General features: G+C 66.9%; 13 protein-coding genes and 1 riboswitch. Of the genes, 6 read left to right on the top strand and 7 right to left on the bottom strand.

All coding sequences use genetic code 11. The annotated features are described in order from the left end of the window. Window positions 1-61: 61 nt before the first annotated feature. Both EV698_RS02490 and EV698_RS02495 read left to right on the top strand, forming a co-directional pair. A complete protein-coding gene (locus tag EV698_RS02490) occupies window positions 62-436 on the top strand; it encodes a copper resistance CopC family protein (protein WP_130502587.1) in 375 nt (124 codons plus the stop codon). After that, window positions 437-1,318: a copper resistance D family protein gene (locus tag EV698_RS02495; RefSeq protein WP_130502588.1), complete on the top strand. Its 882-nt coding sequence runs from the start codon at window positions 437-439 to the stop codon at window positions 1,316-1,318. Here EV698_RS02495 and EV698_RS02500 read toward each other — a convergent pair. Continuing rightward, window positions 1,290-1,883, bottom strand: coding sequence for a YqiA/YcfP family alpha/beta fold hydrolase (locus EV698_RS02500; RefSeq protein WP_130502589.1), 594 nt, complete (start codon window positions 1,881-1,883; stop codon window positions 1,290-1,292). The two genes, EV698_RS02495 and EV698_RS02500, sit on opposite strands and share 29 nt — an antisense overlap. 51 nt (window positions 1,884-1,934) lie before the next feature. Continuing rightward, a riboswitch (glycine riboswitch) is annotated at window positions 1,935-2,025 on the top strand. 155 nt (window positions 2,026-2,180) lie between these two features. Between EV698_RS02500 and EV698_RS02505 the strand changes: the two genes are divergently transcribed. After that, window positions 2,181-3,416 (top strand): D-amino acid dehydrogenase, encoded by a 1,236-nt coding sequence (locus tag EV698_RS02505; RefSeq protein WP_130502590.1) that lies wholly within the window; start codon window positions 2,181-2,183, stop codon window positions 3,414-3,416. Between the two features lie 6 nt (window positions 3,417-3,422). On the opposite strand, the gene EV698_RS02510 is transcribed toward EV698_RS02505, so the two are convergent. Then, window positions 3,423-4,136: a glycosyltransferase gene (locus tag EV698_RS02510; RefSeq protein ID WP_130502591.1), complete on the bottom strand. Its 714-nt coding sequence runs from the start codon at window positions 4,134-4,136 to the stop codon at window positions 3,423-3,425. Continuing rightward, complete coding sequence (locus EV698_RS02515) at window positions 4,129-5,034, bottom strand: LysR substrate-binding domain-containing protein (RefSeq protein ID WP_207220472.1); 906 nt, start codon at window positions 5,032-5,034, stop codon at window positions 4,129-4,131. Before EV698_RS02515 ends, EV698_RS02510 begins: the two co-directional genes overlap by 8 nt. A gap of 130 nt (window positions 5,035-5,164) precedes the next feature. On the opposite strand from EV698_RS02515, the gene EV698_RS02520 reads away from it, so the two are divergent. From EV698_RS02520 to EV698_RS02530, 3 genes are read left to right on the top strand one after another with little or no spacing between them, the layout of a single operon-like run. After that, window positions 5,165-6,655 (top strand): aldehyde dehydrogenase family protein, encoded by a 1,491-nt coding sequence (locus tag EV698_RS02520; RefSeq protein ID WP_130502592.1) that lies wholly within the window; start codon window positions 5,165-5,167, stop codon window positions 6,653-6,655. Continuing rightward, window positions 6,652-7,833 carry an iron-containing alcohol dehydrogenase gene (locus EV698_RS02525; protein ID WP_165385696.1) on the top strand — a complete coding sequence of 394 codons (1,182 nt, stop codon included), beginning with the start codon at window positions 6,652-6,654 and terminating at the stop codon, window positions 7,831-7,833. Before EV698_RS02520 ends, EV698_RS02525 begins: the two co-directional genes overlap by 4 nt. Beyond that, complete coding sequence (locus EV698_RS02530) at window positions 7,830-8,942, top strand: mandelate racemase/muconate lactonizing enzyme family protein (RefSeq protein WP_130502594.1); 1,113 nt, start codon at window positions 7,830-7,832, stop codon at window positions 8,940-8,942. The genes EV698_RS02525 and EV698_RS02530 overlap by 4 nt, the downstream gene beginning before the upstream one ends. Here the strand turns inward: EV698_RS02530 and EV698_RS02535 are convergent. Genes EV698_RS02535 through recC form a run of 4 tightly spaced genes read right to left on the bottom strand, consistent with a single transcriptional unit; the run spans window position 8,939 to window position 18,383 of the window. Beyond that, complete coding sequence (locus EV698_RS02535; protein WP_130502595.1) at window positions 8,939-9,295, bottom strand: thiol-disulfide oxidoreductase DCC family protein; 357 nt, start codon at window positions 9,293-9,295, stop codon at window positions 8,939-8,941. The two genes, EV698_RS02530 and EV698_RS02535, sit on opposite strands and share 4 nt — an antisense overlap. 4 nt (window positions 9,296-9,299) lie before the next feature. Next, entirely contained in the window at window positions 9,300-11,216 is a 1,917-nt protein-coding gene (recD, locus tag EV698_RS02540; protein WP_207220473.1) for an exodeoxyribonuclease V subunit alpha, read from the bottom strand. Continuing rightward, a complete protein-coding gene (gene recB, locus EV698_RS02545; RefSeq protein WP_130502597.1) occupies window positions 11,209-14,919 on the bottom strand; it encodes an exodeoxyribonuclease V subunit beta in 3,711 nt (1,236 codons plus the stop codon). Before recB ends, recD begins: the two co-directional genes overlap by 8 nt. Then, on the bottom strand, window positions 14,916-18,383 hold the full coding sequence (gene recC / locus EV698_RS02550; RefSeq protein ID WP_130502598.1) for an exodeoxyribonuclease V subunit gamma: 3,468 nt from the start codon (window positions 18,381-18,383) through the stop codon (window positions 14,916-14,918). The genes recB and recC overlap by 4 nt, the downstream gene beginning before the upstream one ends. Window positions 18,384-18,399 lie beyond the last annotated feature (16 nt).

Raw genomic sequence — 18,399 nt, forward strand, 5'->3', positions numbered from 1 at the left:
TACGCGGGGACTGACGCTTAGGTTAAATCGGGTAATACTCAAGGAATATCGAGGATCTCCCATGCTTTTGATTCGCAGCCCGATTCGTGCCCTCGTGCTCGCACTCGCAGCGGTGCTCGCATTGGCCAGTGGCAGCGCGGTCGCTCACTCCATGGTCGCCTCGAGCGAGCCCGCCGACGGGGCGACGATCGCCGAGGCACCGACGCGCATCAGTGTCTCGTTCGACTCGCCCCTGCGCATCGTCAGTGTGTCGCTCACCGATGGGGCAGGGGAGAGCTATGCGGTCGACCCGCTTGCCGGACGGTCTGCCGCGGAAACGCTTGCCGTTGAGCCGCCAGCTCTGCCTGCCGGGCGTTACGAGCTCGAGTGGCGGGGTCTGTCCGAGGATGGTCATACGCTGACGGATACAATTACTTTTAGCGTCAGCGGCGATTGAATGGTCGAGGTGATCGCCGGGGTTAACGGCTTCGATGGTCTCGCGATTGCCGTCAAAGCGGCGAGCTATGCTTTGCTCCTGATCGCCTCGGGGTCCGTTCTCTGCCCGTTGACCGTCGATGGTCTGCCGTTGAAAGAGCGTCGTTCCCTGTATCGGTTCGCGGCAGCGATTGTCCCGGTGGCGCTGGCGCTGATCATTGCCCGGCTGATGCTCGAGGCGGTCTTTCTCGCTGGGGATGACTGGGCCGCCGCCCTCGATCCGGGGCTGCTGGCGCTGGTGGCGAACGGCGCCCTGGGTCAGACCCTGGCCCTCCAGGCCGTCGGGGGGGTGCTGATCGCCGGCGGACTGATACGCGGCCGAACCGGGACGGCCTCATCCCTGATCGCTGTGGTGTTGATCGCGGTTTCATTCACGCTGAGTGGTCACGTCAGTGGCACCGCCGAATGGCACGACGAAGTGCTGCTCGTCGTGCACATGCTGTGCCTGAGCTTCTGGGTGGGCGTGTTACTGCCGCTCTACCGGCTAAGCGGCCAGCCCGGTGATGCGGCGGCAATTGTCGCGGAGGATTTCGGTCGCAAGGCCATCGGCGTGGTGGCCGTTCTGGTGGTTGCCGGCCTGATTACGCTCAACACCCTGACCGGTGGGCTGCCGGCCGCGCTCCAGACCGCCTACGGCCAGCTCTTTGCCGTCAAGCTCGGCGTGTTTGCGCTGGTATTGTTACTTGCCGCCATCAACAGGCGCGCGCTCACGCCGGCATTGATAAGCGGTCGGCCCGGATCAGGTCACGCGATGCGCCGCTCGCTGGTCATCGAGGCGTCGGCGATTGGCCTGATCGTGGTCGTCAGTGCGACATTCACGACGCTGACGGGGCCTGGCGGTTGATATAGGCCTCGATCCCGTCGAGGGCATCGCCCATGTGCTCGAAGCGGTGTGACCCGCCGCGAAAAACCAGTGCCTCGCCCAGTCCGGCGTAGGCTTGCCGGGTGGCCTCCGCGTCAAGCAATTCGTCGCCGCTATCCAGCACCAGCAGCGGGGGAATCGGATAGTCCGCAGGATCGGCCGACAGGGCCGTACCCGCATAAGATTCGATGGTTGCCGCCGTCAGTGCCTGCGGTGGCTGGTCGGGCAGCTTGTAATTCTCGAGGGTGACGCCGCGATAGTGCGCCAGGGCCCAGTGTGGATCACAGCTCGGGTTCACCATGATGGCGGGCAATCCCAGCCGCTGTCCCATGAGCGCGGCAAAATATCCCCCCAGCGATGTGCCGATGAAAGCGGTGGACGGCGCAGCCACGCGCTGGGCGTCGATCATTTCGACAATGGCATCATGCGAAGCGAAGCTGTCGTAGTTGATCAGATTGACGTCGAAGCGGGTGCGCAACTCGCTGACCTTGCCGTCGGTATCGAGGGCGGCGGAATTAAAGCCGTGCAGATAATTAAGCACAATCATTGAGTTTCTCTGGCAATTGCATTCATTGGTAAAAACCGGGAAACTCAAATTCTAGCGCAGGTGGGAGAGTCCGGCATTCGATGCCGGCGCCGAAGGAGCAACCGCCCCGGAATCTCTCAGGCCACCGGACCGTCTGCGCGGTGACAATTCCGAAAAGTAGTCGACCCCAGGGGCCGACTCGCCGAAGGAGCAAGCGGAGTGGCCGACGCCAGCCCGTCAATCTCTCAGGCACCAGGACGGAAGGGGCACGGGTCGCCATGGGCGACGGGTGCACACAACCTGACTGGGAGTACAACGATGAGTCATTTTGCAGTCATCGGCGGCGGAATCACCGGTATCACCACAGCCTACGCGCTGATCAATCGCGGCTTTGACGTAACGGTCTTCGAACGCCATCGCTATGCGGGTATGGAGACGTCGTTTGCCAACGGCGGCCAGCTTTCGGCCTCCAACGCCGAGGTCTGGAACCACTGGCCGACCATTCTCAAGGGTCTGCGCTGGATGCTGCGCGCGGATGCACCGTTGCTGGTGAATCCCAAGCCCTCCTGGCACAAGCTCAGCTGGTTCGCCGAGTTCATCAAGGCGATCCCGCAGTACGCCGACAACACCACCGAGACGGCCCGGCTCGCCATCGCCGCTCGCGATTACCTCTTCGACTGGGGACAGCGTGAGGGGATCGATTTCGATCTCGAGCGCCGGGGCATCCTCCATTTCTACCGCACCAAGGCCGCGTTCGATCACGCCACGGAGGTTACGCGGCTGCTCGCCGCCGGTGGACTGGAGCGGCGTGCCGTATCACCCGAGGAAATGCGCACGATCGAGCCGAATCTATCCGGCGACTATTACGCGGGCTATTACACCGAAAGCGATTCCTCCGGTGACATCCACAAGTTTACTCACGGCCTGGCGCAGGTGATCGAGCGGCGTGGTGCGACCATGCGCTATGACTGCGACGTCAAGGATGTCGGCACGGCGGATAATGGGGTCTGGGTGCAGACCGCCGATGGTCGTGAATCCTTCGATGGCATCGTCGTCTGTGCCGGCGTGGCGAGCCGCCCGCTGGCGGCGCAGCTGGGTGACCGCGTCAACGTCTATCCGGTCAAGGGTTACTCCATCACGGTGGATCTGGAAGATGCGGCCTCCCGCGATGGCGCGCCGTGGATGAGCCTGCTGGATGACGAAACCAAACTGGTTTCGAGCCGGCTGGGGGAGGGGCGCTTCCGGGTCGCCGGTACGGCCGAGTACAACGGCTATAACCGCAATATCCGCCACGACCGGATCCAGCCGCTGCTCGACTGGGTCCAGGACTGCTTCCCGGCGGTGAGCACCCGCCATGCCGTGCCCTGGGCCGGCCTGCGGCCGATGATGCCCAACATGATGCCGCGGGTTGGCGAGGGCCGCCGGCCGGGGGTGTTCTACAACACCGGCCACGGTCATCTCGGCTGGACGCTGTCGGCGGTTACCGCCGAGCAGATTGCAGAGACGGTCGAGGCCGCATCCGTCGGGTCGCTACAGGCGAGCCCGGCGCGCTAGGCCGCCTCAGGGGCGTCGGTACCAGAACCAGCTCAGTCGCTTGAAACGACCGGCCCAGGGGAACAGCACGAACGTGGCGAGCACGAGTGCATGTTGCCAGGGCCGGAACCAGTCCATTTTCCGCGCCGAGCTGATCACCGGTGGAGCATCGATGATCACGAAACGCCGGCCCTGCCGCCGGCCGAGGCGGTCCAGCTGGCGCGAGTAGCCAATCTCGTCGCCGGCATAGAGGTGCTCGCTGAATCCGCCGATCGCGGCATGCAGATCGGCCCTGGCGAACACGAAGCAACCGGCGGCTAGCCGAAACCGACGTGACAGGGCATTCCAGGTGGCAAGTCCCATCCGCTGCGGCACCGACTGGACCCGATCGAATCCGATGGAGGCACCACCCCCGGCGCAGGACTCCTCGATCGCTGTAAGCATCCGTTCGAGATGCGCGATCTCGACACGGGTGTCGGCGTCGACGAACAGTAGCCACTCGCCACTGGCCGCCTCGGCCCCCGCGTTACGTACCCGGGCGATGCGGTGTTCCGGCTCGTGCACGACGCGGACGCCAGCGGCGGCCGCAATGCTTGCGGTGTCATCAGTGGAGTCGTTATCGACCACGATGATCTCCGCCGGCAGTGACAGGGCCTGCAGCGATGCCTGCAACGTTGCGAGTGTCGTTGGCAGATAGCCGGCCTCATTCCAGGCCGGGATGATGATGGAAAGCTCAGGCATGGTCGATCTCCAGCGTCGAGCGCAGCCAGCGCTCGAATGTCTCGAGCGGACCGATGAGTGGCGAGTCGGGGGGGCGGACCCACCAGTAGGACTGCGTACCCGGCACGACGGTTTCAAGGAGCTGCACGAGCCGGCCGGCAGCGATATCACCGGCGACCATATGCCAGTCGGCAATGGTCGCCCCCACGCCGGCGATGGCCGCTTCGATAGCCAGATCCAGGGTATCGAACTCGAATCCCCGCGCCGCATCCACGCCGTCGATGCCGGCCGCGTCGAGCCAGTGCGGCCAGGACAGGTATCGCCCCTCGCGCTTTAATACATGCAGCAGAGTCGCCTCGGCCACTGACACCCGACCATCGTCGCGCACCAGCGAGCTGCGGACCGCCGGAGACGCTACCGCGACATGCCTTTCCTGGAACAGATGGCTGCTGTGCAGCGCCGCCCAGTCCCCGGTCCCGAAGCGGATCGCCGCATCCAGCCCATCGCGCTGCGATAGTCGGTCCTTGGCCTCGGTTCGGATGGATATCATCAGCGCCGGGTCGATTGCCCGCAGATCGTGGAGGCGCGGCATCAGCCAGCGGCTCGCGAGCGTGCTGGGGATGTTCAGTGCCAGGCGACGGCGGTGCTGACCGCCGCGGAGGTCGCTCACTGTCTGGCGCACCTGATCGAGTGATGACGACACCGTTTCCATGAGGAGCATGCCGCTCGGAGTAAGGCTTGTCTGGCGTGCTCCGCGGATTACCAGTGTCTCGCCGAGCTCGGCCTCGAGTTGCTTTAACTGCCGTGACACGGCCCCGGGGGTGACATGAAGCACCGCCGCCGCCCGCGTGATCGATCGACAGCGCGCCACCACTTCGAAGGCCTTCAGGGCATTCAACGACGGCAGGTCAGTCGCCATTATTCACGCTTTCCTCGATGCAGGTTGAGTAAAATGCAAATTTCGACTGCGATATTATCGATTGAATGGCCATAGTGCTAGTTGATAAACCTTGCGGTGTTTACTTAAGCGCAAGGGAAGAATCGACATCATGGCCGTATCCGAGACCACCGACTGGCACGCCGCTGCCGCCTCGATCGAGTGCCCCACCCGGGCCTTCGTCGACGGCGCCGAGCGGGCGCCCCGTCATCACGCCACATTCACCGCCGATAACCCCGCCACCGGCCAGGCCCTCGCCGCAGTGGACGAGTGGACGGCGGGAGATGTCGATGACGCCGTCGCAATCGCCGCCGCCCGCTTCCGGGCAGGCGCCTGGGCGGATCTCGACCCCGCCGAACGCAAGGCGATCATGCTGCGCTTCGCCGACGGGATCCGCGCGAATGCCGATCGCCTCGCCCTGCTTGAGACACTCGAGACCGGCAAGCCCATCGGCCAGACCACGACAGTGGATGTCCCCGCCTTTGCCGGCACTATCCAGTGGTACGGCGAGGCCATCGACAAGCTCTACGACGAGATGGCGCCCGGCGGCAATGACGCCGTGATCAGTATTCGCCGCGAGCCGGTAGGGACGGTGGCGGCCATCGTGCCGTGGAACTACCCGCTGATTATCGCCGGCTGGAAGATCGGACCGGCACTCGCGGCGGGCAACAGCGTCATCCTCAAACCCGCCGAGGAATCCACGCTGGCCAGCCTTTTACTGGGTCGCATCGCCCACGAGGCCGGCGTGCCGGCGGGCGTGTTCCAGGTCCTCCCGGGCCGCGGTCATGTCACCGGTGATGCGCTGGCGAGCCATCCCGGTGTGGATGCGATCGCCTTTACCGGCTCCACCGAGATCGGCAAACACCTGCTGGTGCGCAGCGGCGAGTCGAACATGAAAAAGGTGGGGCTCGAGTGCGGCGGCAAGTCGGCGCAGATCGTCACCCGGGACTGTGAAAACCTCGATGCCGCCGCCGAGGCCATCGCCTGGAGCATCTGGTATAACCAGGGCGAGACCTGTCATGCCGGCTCCCGGCTGATTGTCGATCGCGCCGTTGCCGATGACCTGATCGCCCGGCTCGAGGCGATGATGGGCGGCTTCGAGCCCGGCGATCCGCTCGATGAGGCAACCGTCATGGGGGCGATGATCTCCGCGCCACATCTCGAGCGCGTCCAGGCGTACCTCGATGGTGTCCATCAGGCGGGCGGCCGGGTGATCGGCGGCGAGCGCGTCGAGCGTCCCGAGGGGGGTGCGTATATGCGCCCCGCGATCCTGCGCGACATTCATAACGGCCTCGATGCCGCCCGCGAGGAAATCTTCGGCCCCGTGCTGGCGGTGATCGAGTGCGACGGCCTCGCAGAGGCGATCGACATTGCCAACGACTCCGATTACGGGCTGGCGGCGTCGGTGTGGACCGATCGGCTGGCCGATGCCCATCGTGCGTCGCGCCGCCTGCGCGCCGGCACGGTCTGGGTCAACTGCTACGACATGGCCTCGGTAGCCACTCCGTTTGGCGGCTACAAGCAGTCGGGGATCGGTCGCGACCGCTCGCTGCACGCCTTCGATAAATACACCGAAATCAAAACGACATGGATCGCCGTATGACCGCCCTTGATCTCGATAGTCCCGCGACGCCCCGCATTGTCGCCGGTGTCGATGCCCTCCAGCGTCTGACCGAGGTGCTGCCCGCCACGCCAGCGCCGGTGATTGTCATTGCCGATGCAGGCATGGAGTCGGCCGGTCTGGTTGACCGGCTCGAGACGGCCCTGCCGCCGGGGCGACCCTGTCACCGCTTTATCTGTCCCCACGGTGAACCCACGCTCGCCACCATCAACGCCGGGGCAGGCTATGCCCGCGAGCTCAGGGATGCCGTGATTGTCGGCCTCGGCGGCGGGAGCGCGCTGGACAGTGCCAAGCTGGTGGCGAGCCTGGCCGCGACAGCGCTGCCGGCGGAGGACTTCGTCCTCGGGCGCAACGTCCCGCCGGCGCGCTGGCCCGCGGTCATGATTCCCACGACATCGGGGACCGGCTCCGAGGTCACCCATACGGCGATCGTCAGTGACGACGGCGGCCGGAAGCTGTGGGCATGGGCGCCGGACATGGCCCCGGATACGGTCATCCTCGATCCGACGCTCACCGCGAGTGTGCCCCCGGGGATGATCGTCGGCACGGGCCTCGATGCCTTTGTCCACGGCCTCGAGGCGTTGACCGGACAGGGCGCCAACGTATTCACCGAGGCCTATGGACTAGCAGCGATCCGCCGGGCGCGGGGTGCACTGTCGACCTATCGGCGTGACCCGTATGACGTCCATGCCGCGGCGGACATGCAGTTCGCCGCGACGCTGGCGGGTCTTGCGATCGACGCGGGTGGCACTGGAATGGCCCACAATATCGGCCATGCGTTGGGCAGTCTCTACCACGTCCCCCATGGTGTCGCGGTCACGGTGGGCCTCCAGGCCAGCCTCGGCTGGAGCATCGATGCCGACATCAGCCGCTATCATGCGGCTGCCGACGCGTTCGGCATTGGCGATGACGATACGGCCGGCCTGGTGCCGGCATTCGATGACTGGCTGGCAGAGGTGGATTTCCCGGCACTCGCGCGCGGTGTTCTGCCAGCGAGTGTGGACGCGGCGGCGCTTGCCGCCGAGATGGCGGCGGAACCCAACCGGCCGATGATTCGTAACAACGCCCGCGTGGCGCAGGAGGATGAGCTGACCATGCTGGCCGATCGCGTGGCCGCGTGCTGCCTGGATCACGCCGCCACCGGCGAGGTCGCGTCATGATGATTCGCGATATCCGCATCAGTCATCATCAACTGCCCCTCGATCCGCCGTTTCCCGCCGCCTGGGATACCCGCCCGCGTCGCCGGTTCGGGGCCACGATTGTGCGTGTCGAGGACGACGAGGGGCGTGTCGGCATCGGATCGGGGGATCCGATGCATGGCCTGTCCGGGTATCTCGATCTGTTCATCGGCGAGGATCCGTGCGTACTCGAGCGTCATGCCGAAGTCCTGAGCAATATCGGCTTCCATGCCGGGCGGCCCTGGGCACTGGATGTCGCGCTCTGGGATCTGGTCGGCCAGATCGAGGGACGATCCGCCTGGCGGATGGCCGGTGGTCAGGGTGGGTCGATTGCCTGCTATGCCTCCAGCGGTGTCCACCGCTCGCCCGATGCCATGGCGGCCCAGGCACGTCGGATGCAGGCCGAGGGCTTCGCGGCGATGAAAATCCGCTTCGGGCGGGCGACCCTCGAGGAGGATTTCGCGGTCCTCGAGCGGGTTCGCGCGGCGGTGGGTAACGCCCTGACACTGATGGTGGACTGCAACCAGGGCTGGCGTATGCCCTGGGATACCCAGCCGCCCTGGGCGTATGAGCAGGCACTTGAGGTGGCCCGTGAGCTCGAGCGTCATGACGTCTACTGGATGGAGGAGCCGCTGCACCGCGGTGATTACGCCGGCATGAGCCGCCTGCGTCGGGATACGCGGCTGCTGATCGCCGGCGGCGAAATGACCCGCGAGTGGCATGAGTTCCAGACCCTGCTCGAGCGCGAGTGCCTGGACGTCTATCAGCCCGATGCCGTGTGCTCGCTGGGGATGACGCACCTGCGAGCGCTGGCCGAACAGGTCGCGGCCGCCGGGTGTGTATTCACTCCCCACACCTGGGGCAACGGGATCGGACTGCTTGCCAATGCCCATCTGACCGCCGGCAGCGTGGGGACGACGTTTATCGAGCTGCCCTATGATCCGCCGGAGTGGACGCCGGAGCGGCGTGACTTCCCCCTGGTGACACCGGTGCGGCCCGATGATCAGGGCGTTCTGGACCTGGGTGACGCCCCTGGCCTGGGGATCACGCTGGACGAGGATTGGCTGGCGCAGACACGGGTGACGTCCTAGCGCGGCGGCTTGCAGTGCAGGCGGCGCAGGCGCCATGCCGCCCAGCGGTTGTAGGCCCAGTTGCCGCACTGGAACAGCCCCGGCAGGGCAAGCACCCGCGCCAGCCAGCGGAAACCGCCGCCGGCCCGATGCCAGTAGCCCAGCGACGCGCTCAGGCCCACGTGCATGCGCTGGCCGTCATGAAAGTGCAGGTGGGCCATCATGTCCCCCAGCTGATAGCCGGTCGGTGGGCGAAAGCCGGGCTGACTGATGTCCACCAGGTCGATCTGGGGCGCCAGGCGCGGACGCAGATGGTCAATCTCGCGGCGGCACATGCCGCAGCTGCCGTCGTAGTAGAGCGTGGGCTGTGTCATCTACTCATTGTGCCTGCGGATGGGCAATCACGGCACCCGTCCGGGCGCGGGTGACCGCGGTGTAGAGCAGCTCGGGCCGTGTCCGGCCGGGCCCGCCCTCGGGCAGCACCACCAGCACATGGTCGAATTCCGAGCCCTGGGATTTGTGCACGGTCATGGCGAAAACGCTCTCGACGGCATCAAGCCGGCTGGGCAGGACCAGGCGAATGCGATGGTCGGGCCATTCAAAGGCTACTCGCAGCCGTGCCCCGGATTCGCCGGGCAGGCGAGTCATCAGACAGGTACCGATATCCCCGTTCATTAGGCCCAGTTCGTAGTCGTTGCGCGTGATCATTACGGGACGCCCTTCAAACCAGCCACTGGCCCGATCGATCAGCCGGTTTTGTTGCAGCGCTGCGGCAATGCGCTCGTTGAGTCCGCTGACTCCCAGCGGACCGTGGCGGACCGTGGTCAGCACCTGGAAGCGGCTGAATGCCGCCAGCACGCCTCGAGCCCACCGCTCGGTGGCATCGCGGTCATCACCGGCGGGGCGCGTGGTCTGCAATTCGGTGAGATACGCCTGATAGCCCTGACAGGCCGCCCTCGCGATCCCCGCATCGTTGGCGCCGGCCAGTTCGAGGCGCTGGATATCGGCCGCGTCGCTATCCAGCAGGGCGTTAGCCCGGGCCGAATCGCCGCGTCGAATGGCCTCGGCCAGCGCCCCGATGCCGCTGTCCGCTCCGAATCGGCGACTGTCGCGCAGTCGAACGATCTGCTGTTGCAAGCGGCTGCCGCCCGCCTGCCAGTCGGCAATATCATCACCGCTGTTGGCCTTCACCCAGGCAACGGTCTCGGCGGTGTAGTGGGGCTGCTCGGTGCCGGCGCAGAGCTCGCCCAGAACGGCGCCGGCCTCCACCGATGCCAGCTGGTCCTTGTCCCCGAGCAGTACCAGCCGCGTCTCGGGGCGCAGGGCATCAAGCAGGCGTGCGGTCAGCTCCTGGTCGATCATCGAGGCCTCGTCCACCACCACCAGGTCGGCGTGCAGGGGGTTGTCGCGATCATGCCGGAAGCGCCGGCTGCCGGGGCGCGGGCCCAGCAGCCGATGCAGCGTGCTGACCGATCGCGGAATGGCGTCGCGCACGGCGGACCGCAGCGGCAAGGCATCCACCTCGCCGCTGATCGACTCGCCAAGCCGGGCGGCCGCCTTGCCGGTGGGGGCAGCCAGCCGAATGCGCAGGGGCTCCTCGGGGTGGGTGTCCATGCGCTCGGCCTGCAGAAGCCCCAGGAGCCGCAGCACGGTTCGCGTCTTACCGGTCCCGGGGCCGCCGGTAATCAGCGTGAAGCGCGACCGCGTGGCGAGGGCGCCGGCAACGCGCTGCCAGTCCGGGTGGCGATCGGTGCGCGGGAAAAGCCCGTCAAGGCGCTCCGTCAGCCCCGGTAGCGCGGGCAGCGTTTCGGCAAGTCGGGCCTCGAGGGTCGAGTGGATGAGTCGTTCATTGGCCCAGTAGCGGCGCAGATAGAGGGCATTGCCCTGCAGCACCAGCGGGGTGGCGGTGTCACTGTCAACGGCCGTATCGCCCGCATCGCCCGCATTGACCGCCTCGACGCTGCGCGCGACGGTCAGACGGACGCGCAGGGTATCGAGCGCCAGGGCTCCGAGCCATTCGATGGGCGTCTCGGCGTCGCTGTCGGTGGCGGGGCTTTCGCTCCAGAGCATTGCCGGTGCCTCGATCAGCTCGTCGAGGCGCAGGCGGGTGTGCCCCGCGCCGACCGTGTAGCTCGCCAGAGCGGCCAGTGCCAGGACCACTTCGTCGGTCTCTCCACCCTGCTCGGCGAGCAGGGCGGCCAGGGCCAGGTCGGTGGACCGGATCCAGCCATCGTCGAACCAATGGTGGAGCCGCGCCGGCAGCGTGGTAGCTCGAATGGGTGCTATCTCAGACATGCTCGGGCTCCTCGTTGAACAGCGCATCAAGGGATTCCACCAGGGCCCGGTCGGGTCGCTCGGCATGGATCCCGCGGCCGCTCTGGCTGATGCCGCGCAGGAAAAAGCACACCGCTCCGCCGACATGGATGTCGTAGTCGTAGGCGTCGCCGAGCCGCGCCCGCAGCAATCGATGGAGCGCCAACAGGTAGAGGGCGTACTGGGCGTCGTAGCGCTTTTCGCGAACGATCTGCTCGAGGGCCTCCGAAGGACGGGCATCGGCGGAGGGAGGAAGGCGATTGGATTTATAGTCCATGACCCAGTAACGGCCCTCGTGGCAGAAGATCAGGTCGATATAGCCCTTGATCATGCCATTGAGTTCATTCTCCCCCAGCGCGGGACGGCCAACGCCCCCCAGGGTGTGGCGCTGAATGATCGCGTCGATGCGGCTGGCCCGGACCCGGCCGATGGCCACCAGGAACTCGAGCTCGGCAACAAACGCTTCTGCATCAAGGGTGCTGAGCCGGACGGGTGCCGCGCCCGGCAAGGGCAGATCGGAGTCGGTGACGGCGGCCAGCCAGTCGCGAATGGCGGGCACCCAGGGCCGCCAGCGTTGCCCGCGCAGACCGCGATCGACAATCGCGCTGAAGGCGGGATCGTCCGCGCCCGGAAACTGCCGACTGGCGAGCGCCTCGAGTTGCGAGTGGATCACGGTGCCAGTGGCCGGGCCGGCCGGGATGGCCGCCAGGGCATCGGTCCTCGAGTCCGGTGGTGCGGCAGGGGCCAGCGGCGCGTCACGGCTTTCCTCGGCGAGGATGTCCGCCTGAGCGGTGCCGGGGATCGCCGCCCGCGGGCCGTCTTCGACCAGGGCGCTGTAGCTCGCGATCCACCATCGCGCCTGGCCCGGGGCAGGGCTGGTGTAGTGGCGAGCAATGGCCATGGCCGGTAGCGGGGCCACCGCGGACGTCGCGGCTGCTGCGGGTACCGACGCGGGCTGGATGCGCTCGCGGGTCACTGACTGACTCCGGCGCGCAAGGGCCTCGAGGCAAGGACCCAGATCCATGGGCGTGGCCGCATCGGGCCAGCCGAGCAGTCGGCCAATCGCGGAGCGTTGCAGGTGAACCGTTCCCGGCCTGGTCTTCGCGCTCTCGCGCACCGGGGCCAGGCCCAGCCAGCAGGCATGGACGGCGCGGGTGATGGCGACGTAGAGCAGACGCATGTCCTCGGCCTGCTGACGGTCCTGGGCGGCGGCCGTGTCGTCGGGGCCGGCCTCGAAGGCGATCTCGGGGCCGTCGTCGCCGGTCCGCACGAACGGCGGCTCCGCCCTGGCGCTGCGGTAGCTGCAGACGAACGGCAGGAAAACCAGCGGGTACTCGAGGCCCTTGGATTTGTGGATGGTAACCACCTTGATCAGGGCCGCGTCGCTTTCGAGTCGCAGGATACGATCATCGGCGGGGGACTCGCCCCTGTGCTGCATGGCTTCATCCAGCCATCGGATCAGGCCGCCCGAACCGTCCAGGGTGGCGGCCGCTTCCTGGAGCAGTTCGCTGATCTGCAGCAGGTTGGTCAATGTGCGCTCGCCACTGTCCTGCATCGCCAGTCGCGACGCCAGGGAGTGATCATGGATAAGCTGGCGTAGCGCGGGCAGGACGCCCTGGCGCTGCCAGCGCTCGCCATAATCCTGGAACTGCTCGAGCGCGGCCTCCCAGCGCGCGTCGTCGCTGAACAGGCCATCCAGCGTCGCCCAGTCGTAACCCATGCTGGCGGTGCCTAGCGCGGTGCGTACCCGGCGCTCGGATTCCGGTGTGGCCATTGCCTGCAGCCAGCGCAGCACATCGCTGGCCTCGGGGGTTTTGAGGACGTTGTCGCGATCCGACAGATAGACCGATGCCAGCCCCCGTCGCCGCAGAGCCGCGCGGATCAGCCCGGCCTCCTGGCCGCTGCGGACCAGGATGGCGATATCCGCCGGCTGCACGGCTCGAGGCGCTCCGCCGTTTTCGAACCGGGCGTCGCCCTCCGCGGCGCGGTCGAGGAGCTGGCGGATCTGCTCGGCACCCACCTCGGCCATCTGCTGGCGATAGACCGGCAGGGGCAGGCTCTCGTCGGGGGTGTCCTCCTGCTCGAGCTGCCAGAGCGTCATGGCGCTCGCCGGCTGATCGCCGATCCACAGCGTCTCGCTCCGGCCATTGGCTGCCACCGGCGCGAAATCAATGGCATCGGGATGGAACGGGCCCGGCGTCAATGGAGACTCGCCGAACAGGGTGTTGACCGCCTCCACCATGCCGGTGCTTGAGCGATAATTGCGGTCGAGCGTGTAGCGCTGTCCGACGGGGACATGCGCCGCCGCGCTCAGGTAGGTTGCCAGGTCTGCGCCGCGAAAGCCGTAGATGGCCTGTTTGGGGTCGCCGATGAGGATCAGGCTGGCCGGCGCATCGGCGGGGTAGATGGCTTGCAGGATCCGGTACTGCACCGGATCGGTGTCCTGGAACTCGTCCACCAGGGCCACCGGAAACTGCTGACGGATTGTTGCCGCCAGGCGGGCACCGGCATCGGGTTGATCCAGTGCATCGCGCAGGCGCGTCAGCATGTCGCTGTACCCGAGGACCCCGCGCTGATGCTGTGTGGCCTCGACACGCCGGGCCACCCAACGAACGGCATGGGCGTAGAACGGCCCCGCGGCGCCCGCCAGCGCGGTCTGCGCGGCCTGCAGCTCGTCGGCAGCCGTTGCAATCGGATGCTCGGCCAGCGCTTCGGGCAGCGTACGCCCGCGGGGGGTGCCGTTGCGCAGCGTGCTGAGACTGACCTGACCGACATCGATGCCCGGGCGCGGCTGAGCGGGGTTGGCCACCCACTCCGCCAGTGCCGGTTTGAGGGTGCTGGCCCAGGTTTTGGTGGTGGGCTTGCGGTTGCCCGGTAGACAACCGCTGGTTCGCGCGTCGCCGAGGGCCTGGTCAAAGCCCTCGAGGTCGCTCGCAACCGCCCGTCGAAGGGCGTCCACTGCCCGTGCGGCGCGCTCGGCGCCGGGTCTGATTGACGCCATCGGGTCATCGTCGGCCGGAGAGGGCAGGGAATCGCACCGGCTCAGCAGCGGTTGGAGGTTGGCCGCGAAGCGCTCCACCGAGGGGCGCGGATCCTCGGACTTGCCGCTGAGCATGAACCCCAGGGCGTCGAGCTGCGCCGCGTCGAGGGGGTAGACGGTCTCACGCCAGTAGTCCTCGATGGCTTCGCGGGTGATCAGGTCGGTATCCTCACTGAGCTCGAGCGCAAACGCATTGCCGGCCTCGAAGGCATGCTGCTGGAGCATGCGATGGCAGAAGCTGTGGATGGTGTAGATGGCGGCCTCGTCCATCCAGTCGGCTGCCGCGCGCAGGTGATCGGCATGGCGCTGGCGGATATCGGGATCCGGATAGGCCGCCAGTAGCGCGCCGAGGATGCCGTCGTCCGGGTCCGGGTCGGCCGCGCCGGCAAAGCAGCGAGCGGCGGTGGCCAGCCGCGCGCGGATCCTGTCACGCAGCTCCCTGGTCGCGTCGCGGGTGAAGGTCATCACCAGGATCTCGGGCGGCAGCATGGGCCGGCGCTCCGGGTCTGCCGGATCGTGTCCCAGCACCAGACGCAGATAGATCGCGGTCAGTGTGAAGGTCTTGCCGGTACCGGCGCTTGCCTCGATCAGGTGGTGGCCCTCGAGGGGGGCGGCGAGGACGTCGAGGGGTTGTGGATCAGTCACGACTCATCCTCCCGGGACAATGCATCAATGAGGGGCTGGTAGAGCCGGTTGGCCCAGACAACCAATAGGGGGCCGGCGTCGGTACGCGGCTCGAACAGCGAGGCGGCATCGGGAAAGCATCGGCGCAGTGCGCCCTTGCCCGCGAATGTCATCTCGCCGGGCTGGTGGGTCGAGCCCTCGTAATGCGCTAGCGCCGTTTCGGCGTTGACCGGTTTGCCGCTGGCCTGCCCGAGCAGCGCGAAGACGGTCCGCACCGGTAGCGGCAGGGGGCGTTCAAGCCCCGCTCGCCAGCCCCGCAGGATGTCATCAAGGGGCCTTGCCGCCGATTCGGGGGCCATGGCCGGGAGTTGATGGGTGGCGTCGTGAGCGATGATCACGCTGCGGGCATGAAGGCCGGCGGCGTTGATCGCCAGATGCTGCACCCAGTCGGTGAGCAGGCGCGGGTAGTGAGAGCAACCTTTCTTGACCGTGTCGCCGGCCTTGAGGACCAGTCGCAGTCGCTCACCGTCGTCGAGTCGATAAAGATCGGCAGTCCAGTCTTCGATGATGAAGGCCTGACCATCGACATCGCGGTTCAGTCGCAGCTCTTGAGGGGGTTCCGGCTGAGGCCCCCTGGCCCGCCAGGCCTGCCAGCGCCGGGCCGCGCGCAGCGCCTGGGCGACGGACTGATCGAGGGCGATCCGGCCCATGCCCGCCACCGGCAACTGGCCGCTGCGCTGCAGTCGCGCCCCGGCGGCGGCGATGGCCGATTGCGGATCGTCGGGCGGGTTTTGCCGGCGCAGTGGCGCCAGCAAGGCATCCTGAACGCCGTAATGGTCGAGACCGGCGAGCTCGAAAGGCTCGCTATCGGGCGTGGCATCGCGGGTCTCGTCAAAGCGCAGCTTGAGCCGCTCGCCGGTGAAGTGCCCGGCGCTGTCGCCGAGGAACATTGCCAGATCGCGCAGGCCGAGCGCCTGCGGCGTATCCAGCAATGGCGGGGCAAGTACCGGCGACTCGCCAATGGGCCGGGTGTCGCTCTGCCACTCGGTGGCATAGGTGAAATATTCCCCCTCGCCGTTATAGCGGGTGCTGAAAGGCTGCAGCGGATGGTCGACCGTCAGATGCGGGGCTACCGCCGTGCCACCGTCCCCGGGTTGATCGAGCGTCCAGCCGCGATCGAGGTGGTCGCGCAGTTGGCTGACCAGTACCGACGGGGGCAGTTCGCTGTCGTCGTGCGGGTTGCGCCCGATCCAGCTGATATGCAGGTGATCGCGGGCGGCGAGTAGTGCCTCCAGGAACAGATAGCGGTCATCGTCGCGACCGGATCGATCGCCGGGCCGGTACTGCCCGCCGGCAGCCATCAGGTCAAAGTCGACCGGCGGTTTGGTGCGCGGGTATTCGCCGTCGTTCATACCCAGCAGGCAGACCTGGCGGAACGGGATGCTGCGCATCGGCATCATGGTGCAAATGTTGACCCGCCCGGCGAGAAATCGCTGGCTGGGGCCCTCGTCTTCCAGCGCCTCGAGCCAGGCATCGCGGGCCACCGACAGCGGGATCGGATCATCGAAGGCAGCCTCGTCACAGGCGTTCAGCCACTCGGTCATGGCGTCATCGAGCCGCGACTCGAGTGCCAGTTCCTCATTGCCCTGCAGGGTCAGGCAGTCATCGATAAGCGCACTCAGCCGGTCCGCCCATTCGCCGGGTCGACCGGGCTCGCGCAGCGCCTCGGCATGGTGCTCGAGGGTGTCGAGGAGAGCACGCAGCGGACCCAGCAGTTCGGCATCCAGGCTGCCCACTTCCGGGTAGGGCTCGATGCCCTGCCAGGCGTCACCGGCCCCCACGGCATAGCCCAGCAGCATGCGCCGCAGCCCGAATCGCCAGCTGTTCTGCTCGAAACCGCGGGCGAGATCGAGGGACTCGCGACGCTCGGCATCCAGTCCCCAGCGCACGCCGGCCTCGCGGCACCATTCACGCAGGATGACCAGGTCCTCCTCGCCAAGCCCGAAGCGCTGCCGAAATGCCGGTACATCGAGCAGGTCGAGCACCTCGCCCAGGGTGAGTCGTGCATTGGGCAGGTCGGTGAGTCGTTCGATGGCCGTGGCCACCGGTGCCTCGCTGCGCGTGTGACGATCGCCGATGGTGTAGGGAATATAGCGGCGGTCGTAGCGGTCGAGTCGGCCGAATACCGCCTCGACGGCCGGGGCATAGGTGTCGATATCGGGCACCATCACGATGATATCCCGCGGCCGCAGCGGCCGATCGGTGCGCGCGGCGCGCTCGAAGGCGTCCAGCAGCCGATCATGGAGGACTTCCACCTCGCGCTGCCGACTGTGGGCGCGGTGAAAGCGAATCGAGTCGTCCGCGGTCAGCAATCGCTCGTCACCGGGCGAGGGCAGGGGGGTGAGGTCGAAGATATCCTGCTGGATCTGCTCGAGAAGCGGATAGTCGCCAATGGATGCCGTTGACGGGATCGGTGGCTCGAAGGCGTCGATGGTCTGGAACCAGTCGCGATATCGCTCGGGTTGGTCGATTTCGTTGAGGAGCGCGATGAAGTCGCGGCCCTGCTTGCCCCATGCCGCGAGCAGCGGCTGTCCCGGCGTACCGAAGTGGCGTTGATGGCGGCGCTGATCGAGCTTGAGCAGGTCACGGTCCTCGACCAGATCGGCCCAGAAATAGCCCGACGGGTTCTGCACGAGCTGCAGGATCTGGCAATGCCGGGACAGGGCATGCAAGGCATCGAGGACCGGGCGCGGCATCGAGGTGACACCAAACACGGTCAGGCGCCGCGGCAGCGATGGCCATTCGCCCGGTTCGGCGTCGTCCAGCGCGGCGATTAACTGCGCCTGAATGGCCGGCCGCGAGAGGGCCTCGGCACCGGCGCCGATGTCGGCGTGGATGGCCCGCCACAGCTGCGCCTGCCATTGCAGGGCGGCATCCATTGGCGTGGTCTGCCCGCGTCCGTCGCGCAGGACGTCGTTGCCGGCGAGCCAGTCGGTCAACCAGTCCGGCCGATAGACCTGGTACTGGTCGTAGAGATCCGCAAGCCGCCGAGCGAGCTGGTGGCGCTTGCGCGGGTCGGGATCATCGCCCAGGTAGTGACCCAGGGCGGCAAATGTCTGCGGGTGGGCCTGCAGCTGATCGGGGATGAGTCGATAGATCCGCCACTGCAGGCGGGTCTTTTCGAATGGCGACGTCTCCGGGATTCGGCTGGGGCCGAGCACGGTGCGGCAGGCCTGCCAGAGGAATGACTGGGGCAGCAGAAAACGCTGGGCAGCGGCGATGCCCACGCCGCCCCCGGTGGTGTCGGTGGACGCGGCGAAGGCATGCTTGAGCCACTGCGCCATGCCATTCGACTGCACCAGAAAGGTTTCCGTCTCGAGCGGCGCGGGAGGATTCGCCTGCAGGTGACTGACGATCAGATCGCGCAGCGTTTCGAGTCGGTTACCGTGGATGGCCGCCAACCCCGGCGTGAATGTCTCTGTCATGAAAACGCGTTCCCGG

This window comes from Spiribacter vilamensis (genome assembly GCF_004217415.1).
In the GTDB taxonomy this organism is placed as follows: domain Bacteria; phylum Pseudomonadota; class Gammaproteobacteria; order Nitrococcales; family Nitrococcaceae; genus Spiribacter; species Spiribacter vilamensis.

Excerpts from the sequence above, each read along its gene's own strand:
- recD (WP_207220473.1), bottom strand. The coding sequence starts at position 11,216 with ATGTCTGAGATAGCACCCATTCGAGCTACCACGCTGCCGGCGCGGCTC.
- EV698_RS02495 (WP_130502588.1), top strand. The coding sequence starts at position 437 with ATGGTCGAGGTGATCGCCGGGGTTAACGGCTTCGATGGTCTCGCGATT.
- EV698_RS02490 (WP_130502587.1), top strand. The coding sequence starts at position 62 with ATGCTTTTGATTCGCAGCCCGATTCGTGCCCTCGTGCTCGCACTCGCA.
- EV698_RS02500 (WP_130502589.1), bottom strand. The coding sequence starts at position 1,883 with ATGATTGTGCTTAATTATCTGCACGGCTTTAATTCCGCCGCCCTCGAT.
- EV698_RS02515 (WP_207220472.1), bottom strand. The coding sequence starts at position 5,034 with ATGGCGACTGACCTGCCGTCGTTGAATGCCCTGAAGGCCTTCGAAGTG.
- EV698_RS02520 (WP_130502592.1), top strand. The coding sequence starts at position 5,165 with ATGGCCGTATCCGAGACCACCGACTGGCACGCCGCTGCCGCCTCGATC.
- EV698_RS02530 (WP_130502594.1), top strand. The coding sequence starts at position 7,830 with ATGATGATTCGCGATATCCGCATCAGTCATCATCAACTGCCCCTCGAT.
- EV698_RS02510 (WP_130502591.1), bottom strand. The coding sequence starts at position 4,136 with ATGCCTGAGCTTTCCATCATCATCCCGGCCTGGAATGAGGCCGGCTAT.
- recC (WP_130502598.1), bottom strand. The coding sequence starts at position 18,383 with ATGACAGAGACATTCACGCCGGGGTTGGCGGCCATCCACGGTAACCGA.
- EV698_RS02525 (WP_165385696.1), top strand. The coding sequence starts at position 6,652 with ATGACCGCCCTTGATCTCGATAGTCCCGCGACGCCCCGCATTGTCGCC.
- EV698_RS02505 (WP_130502590.1), top strand. The coding sequence starts at position 2,181 with ATGAGTCATTTTGCAGTCATCGGCGGCGGAATCACCGGTATCACCACA.
- EV698_RS02535 (WP_130502595.1), bottom strand. The coding sequence starts at position 9,295 with ATGACACAGCCCACGCTCTACTACGACGGCAGCTGCGGCATGTGCCGC.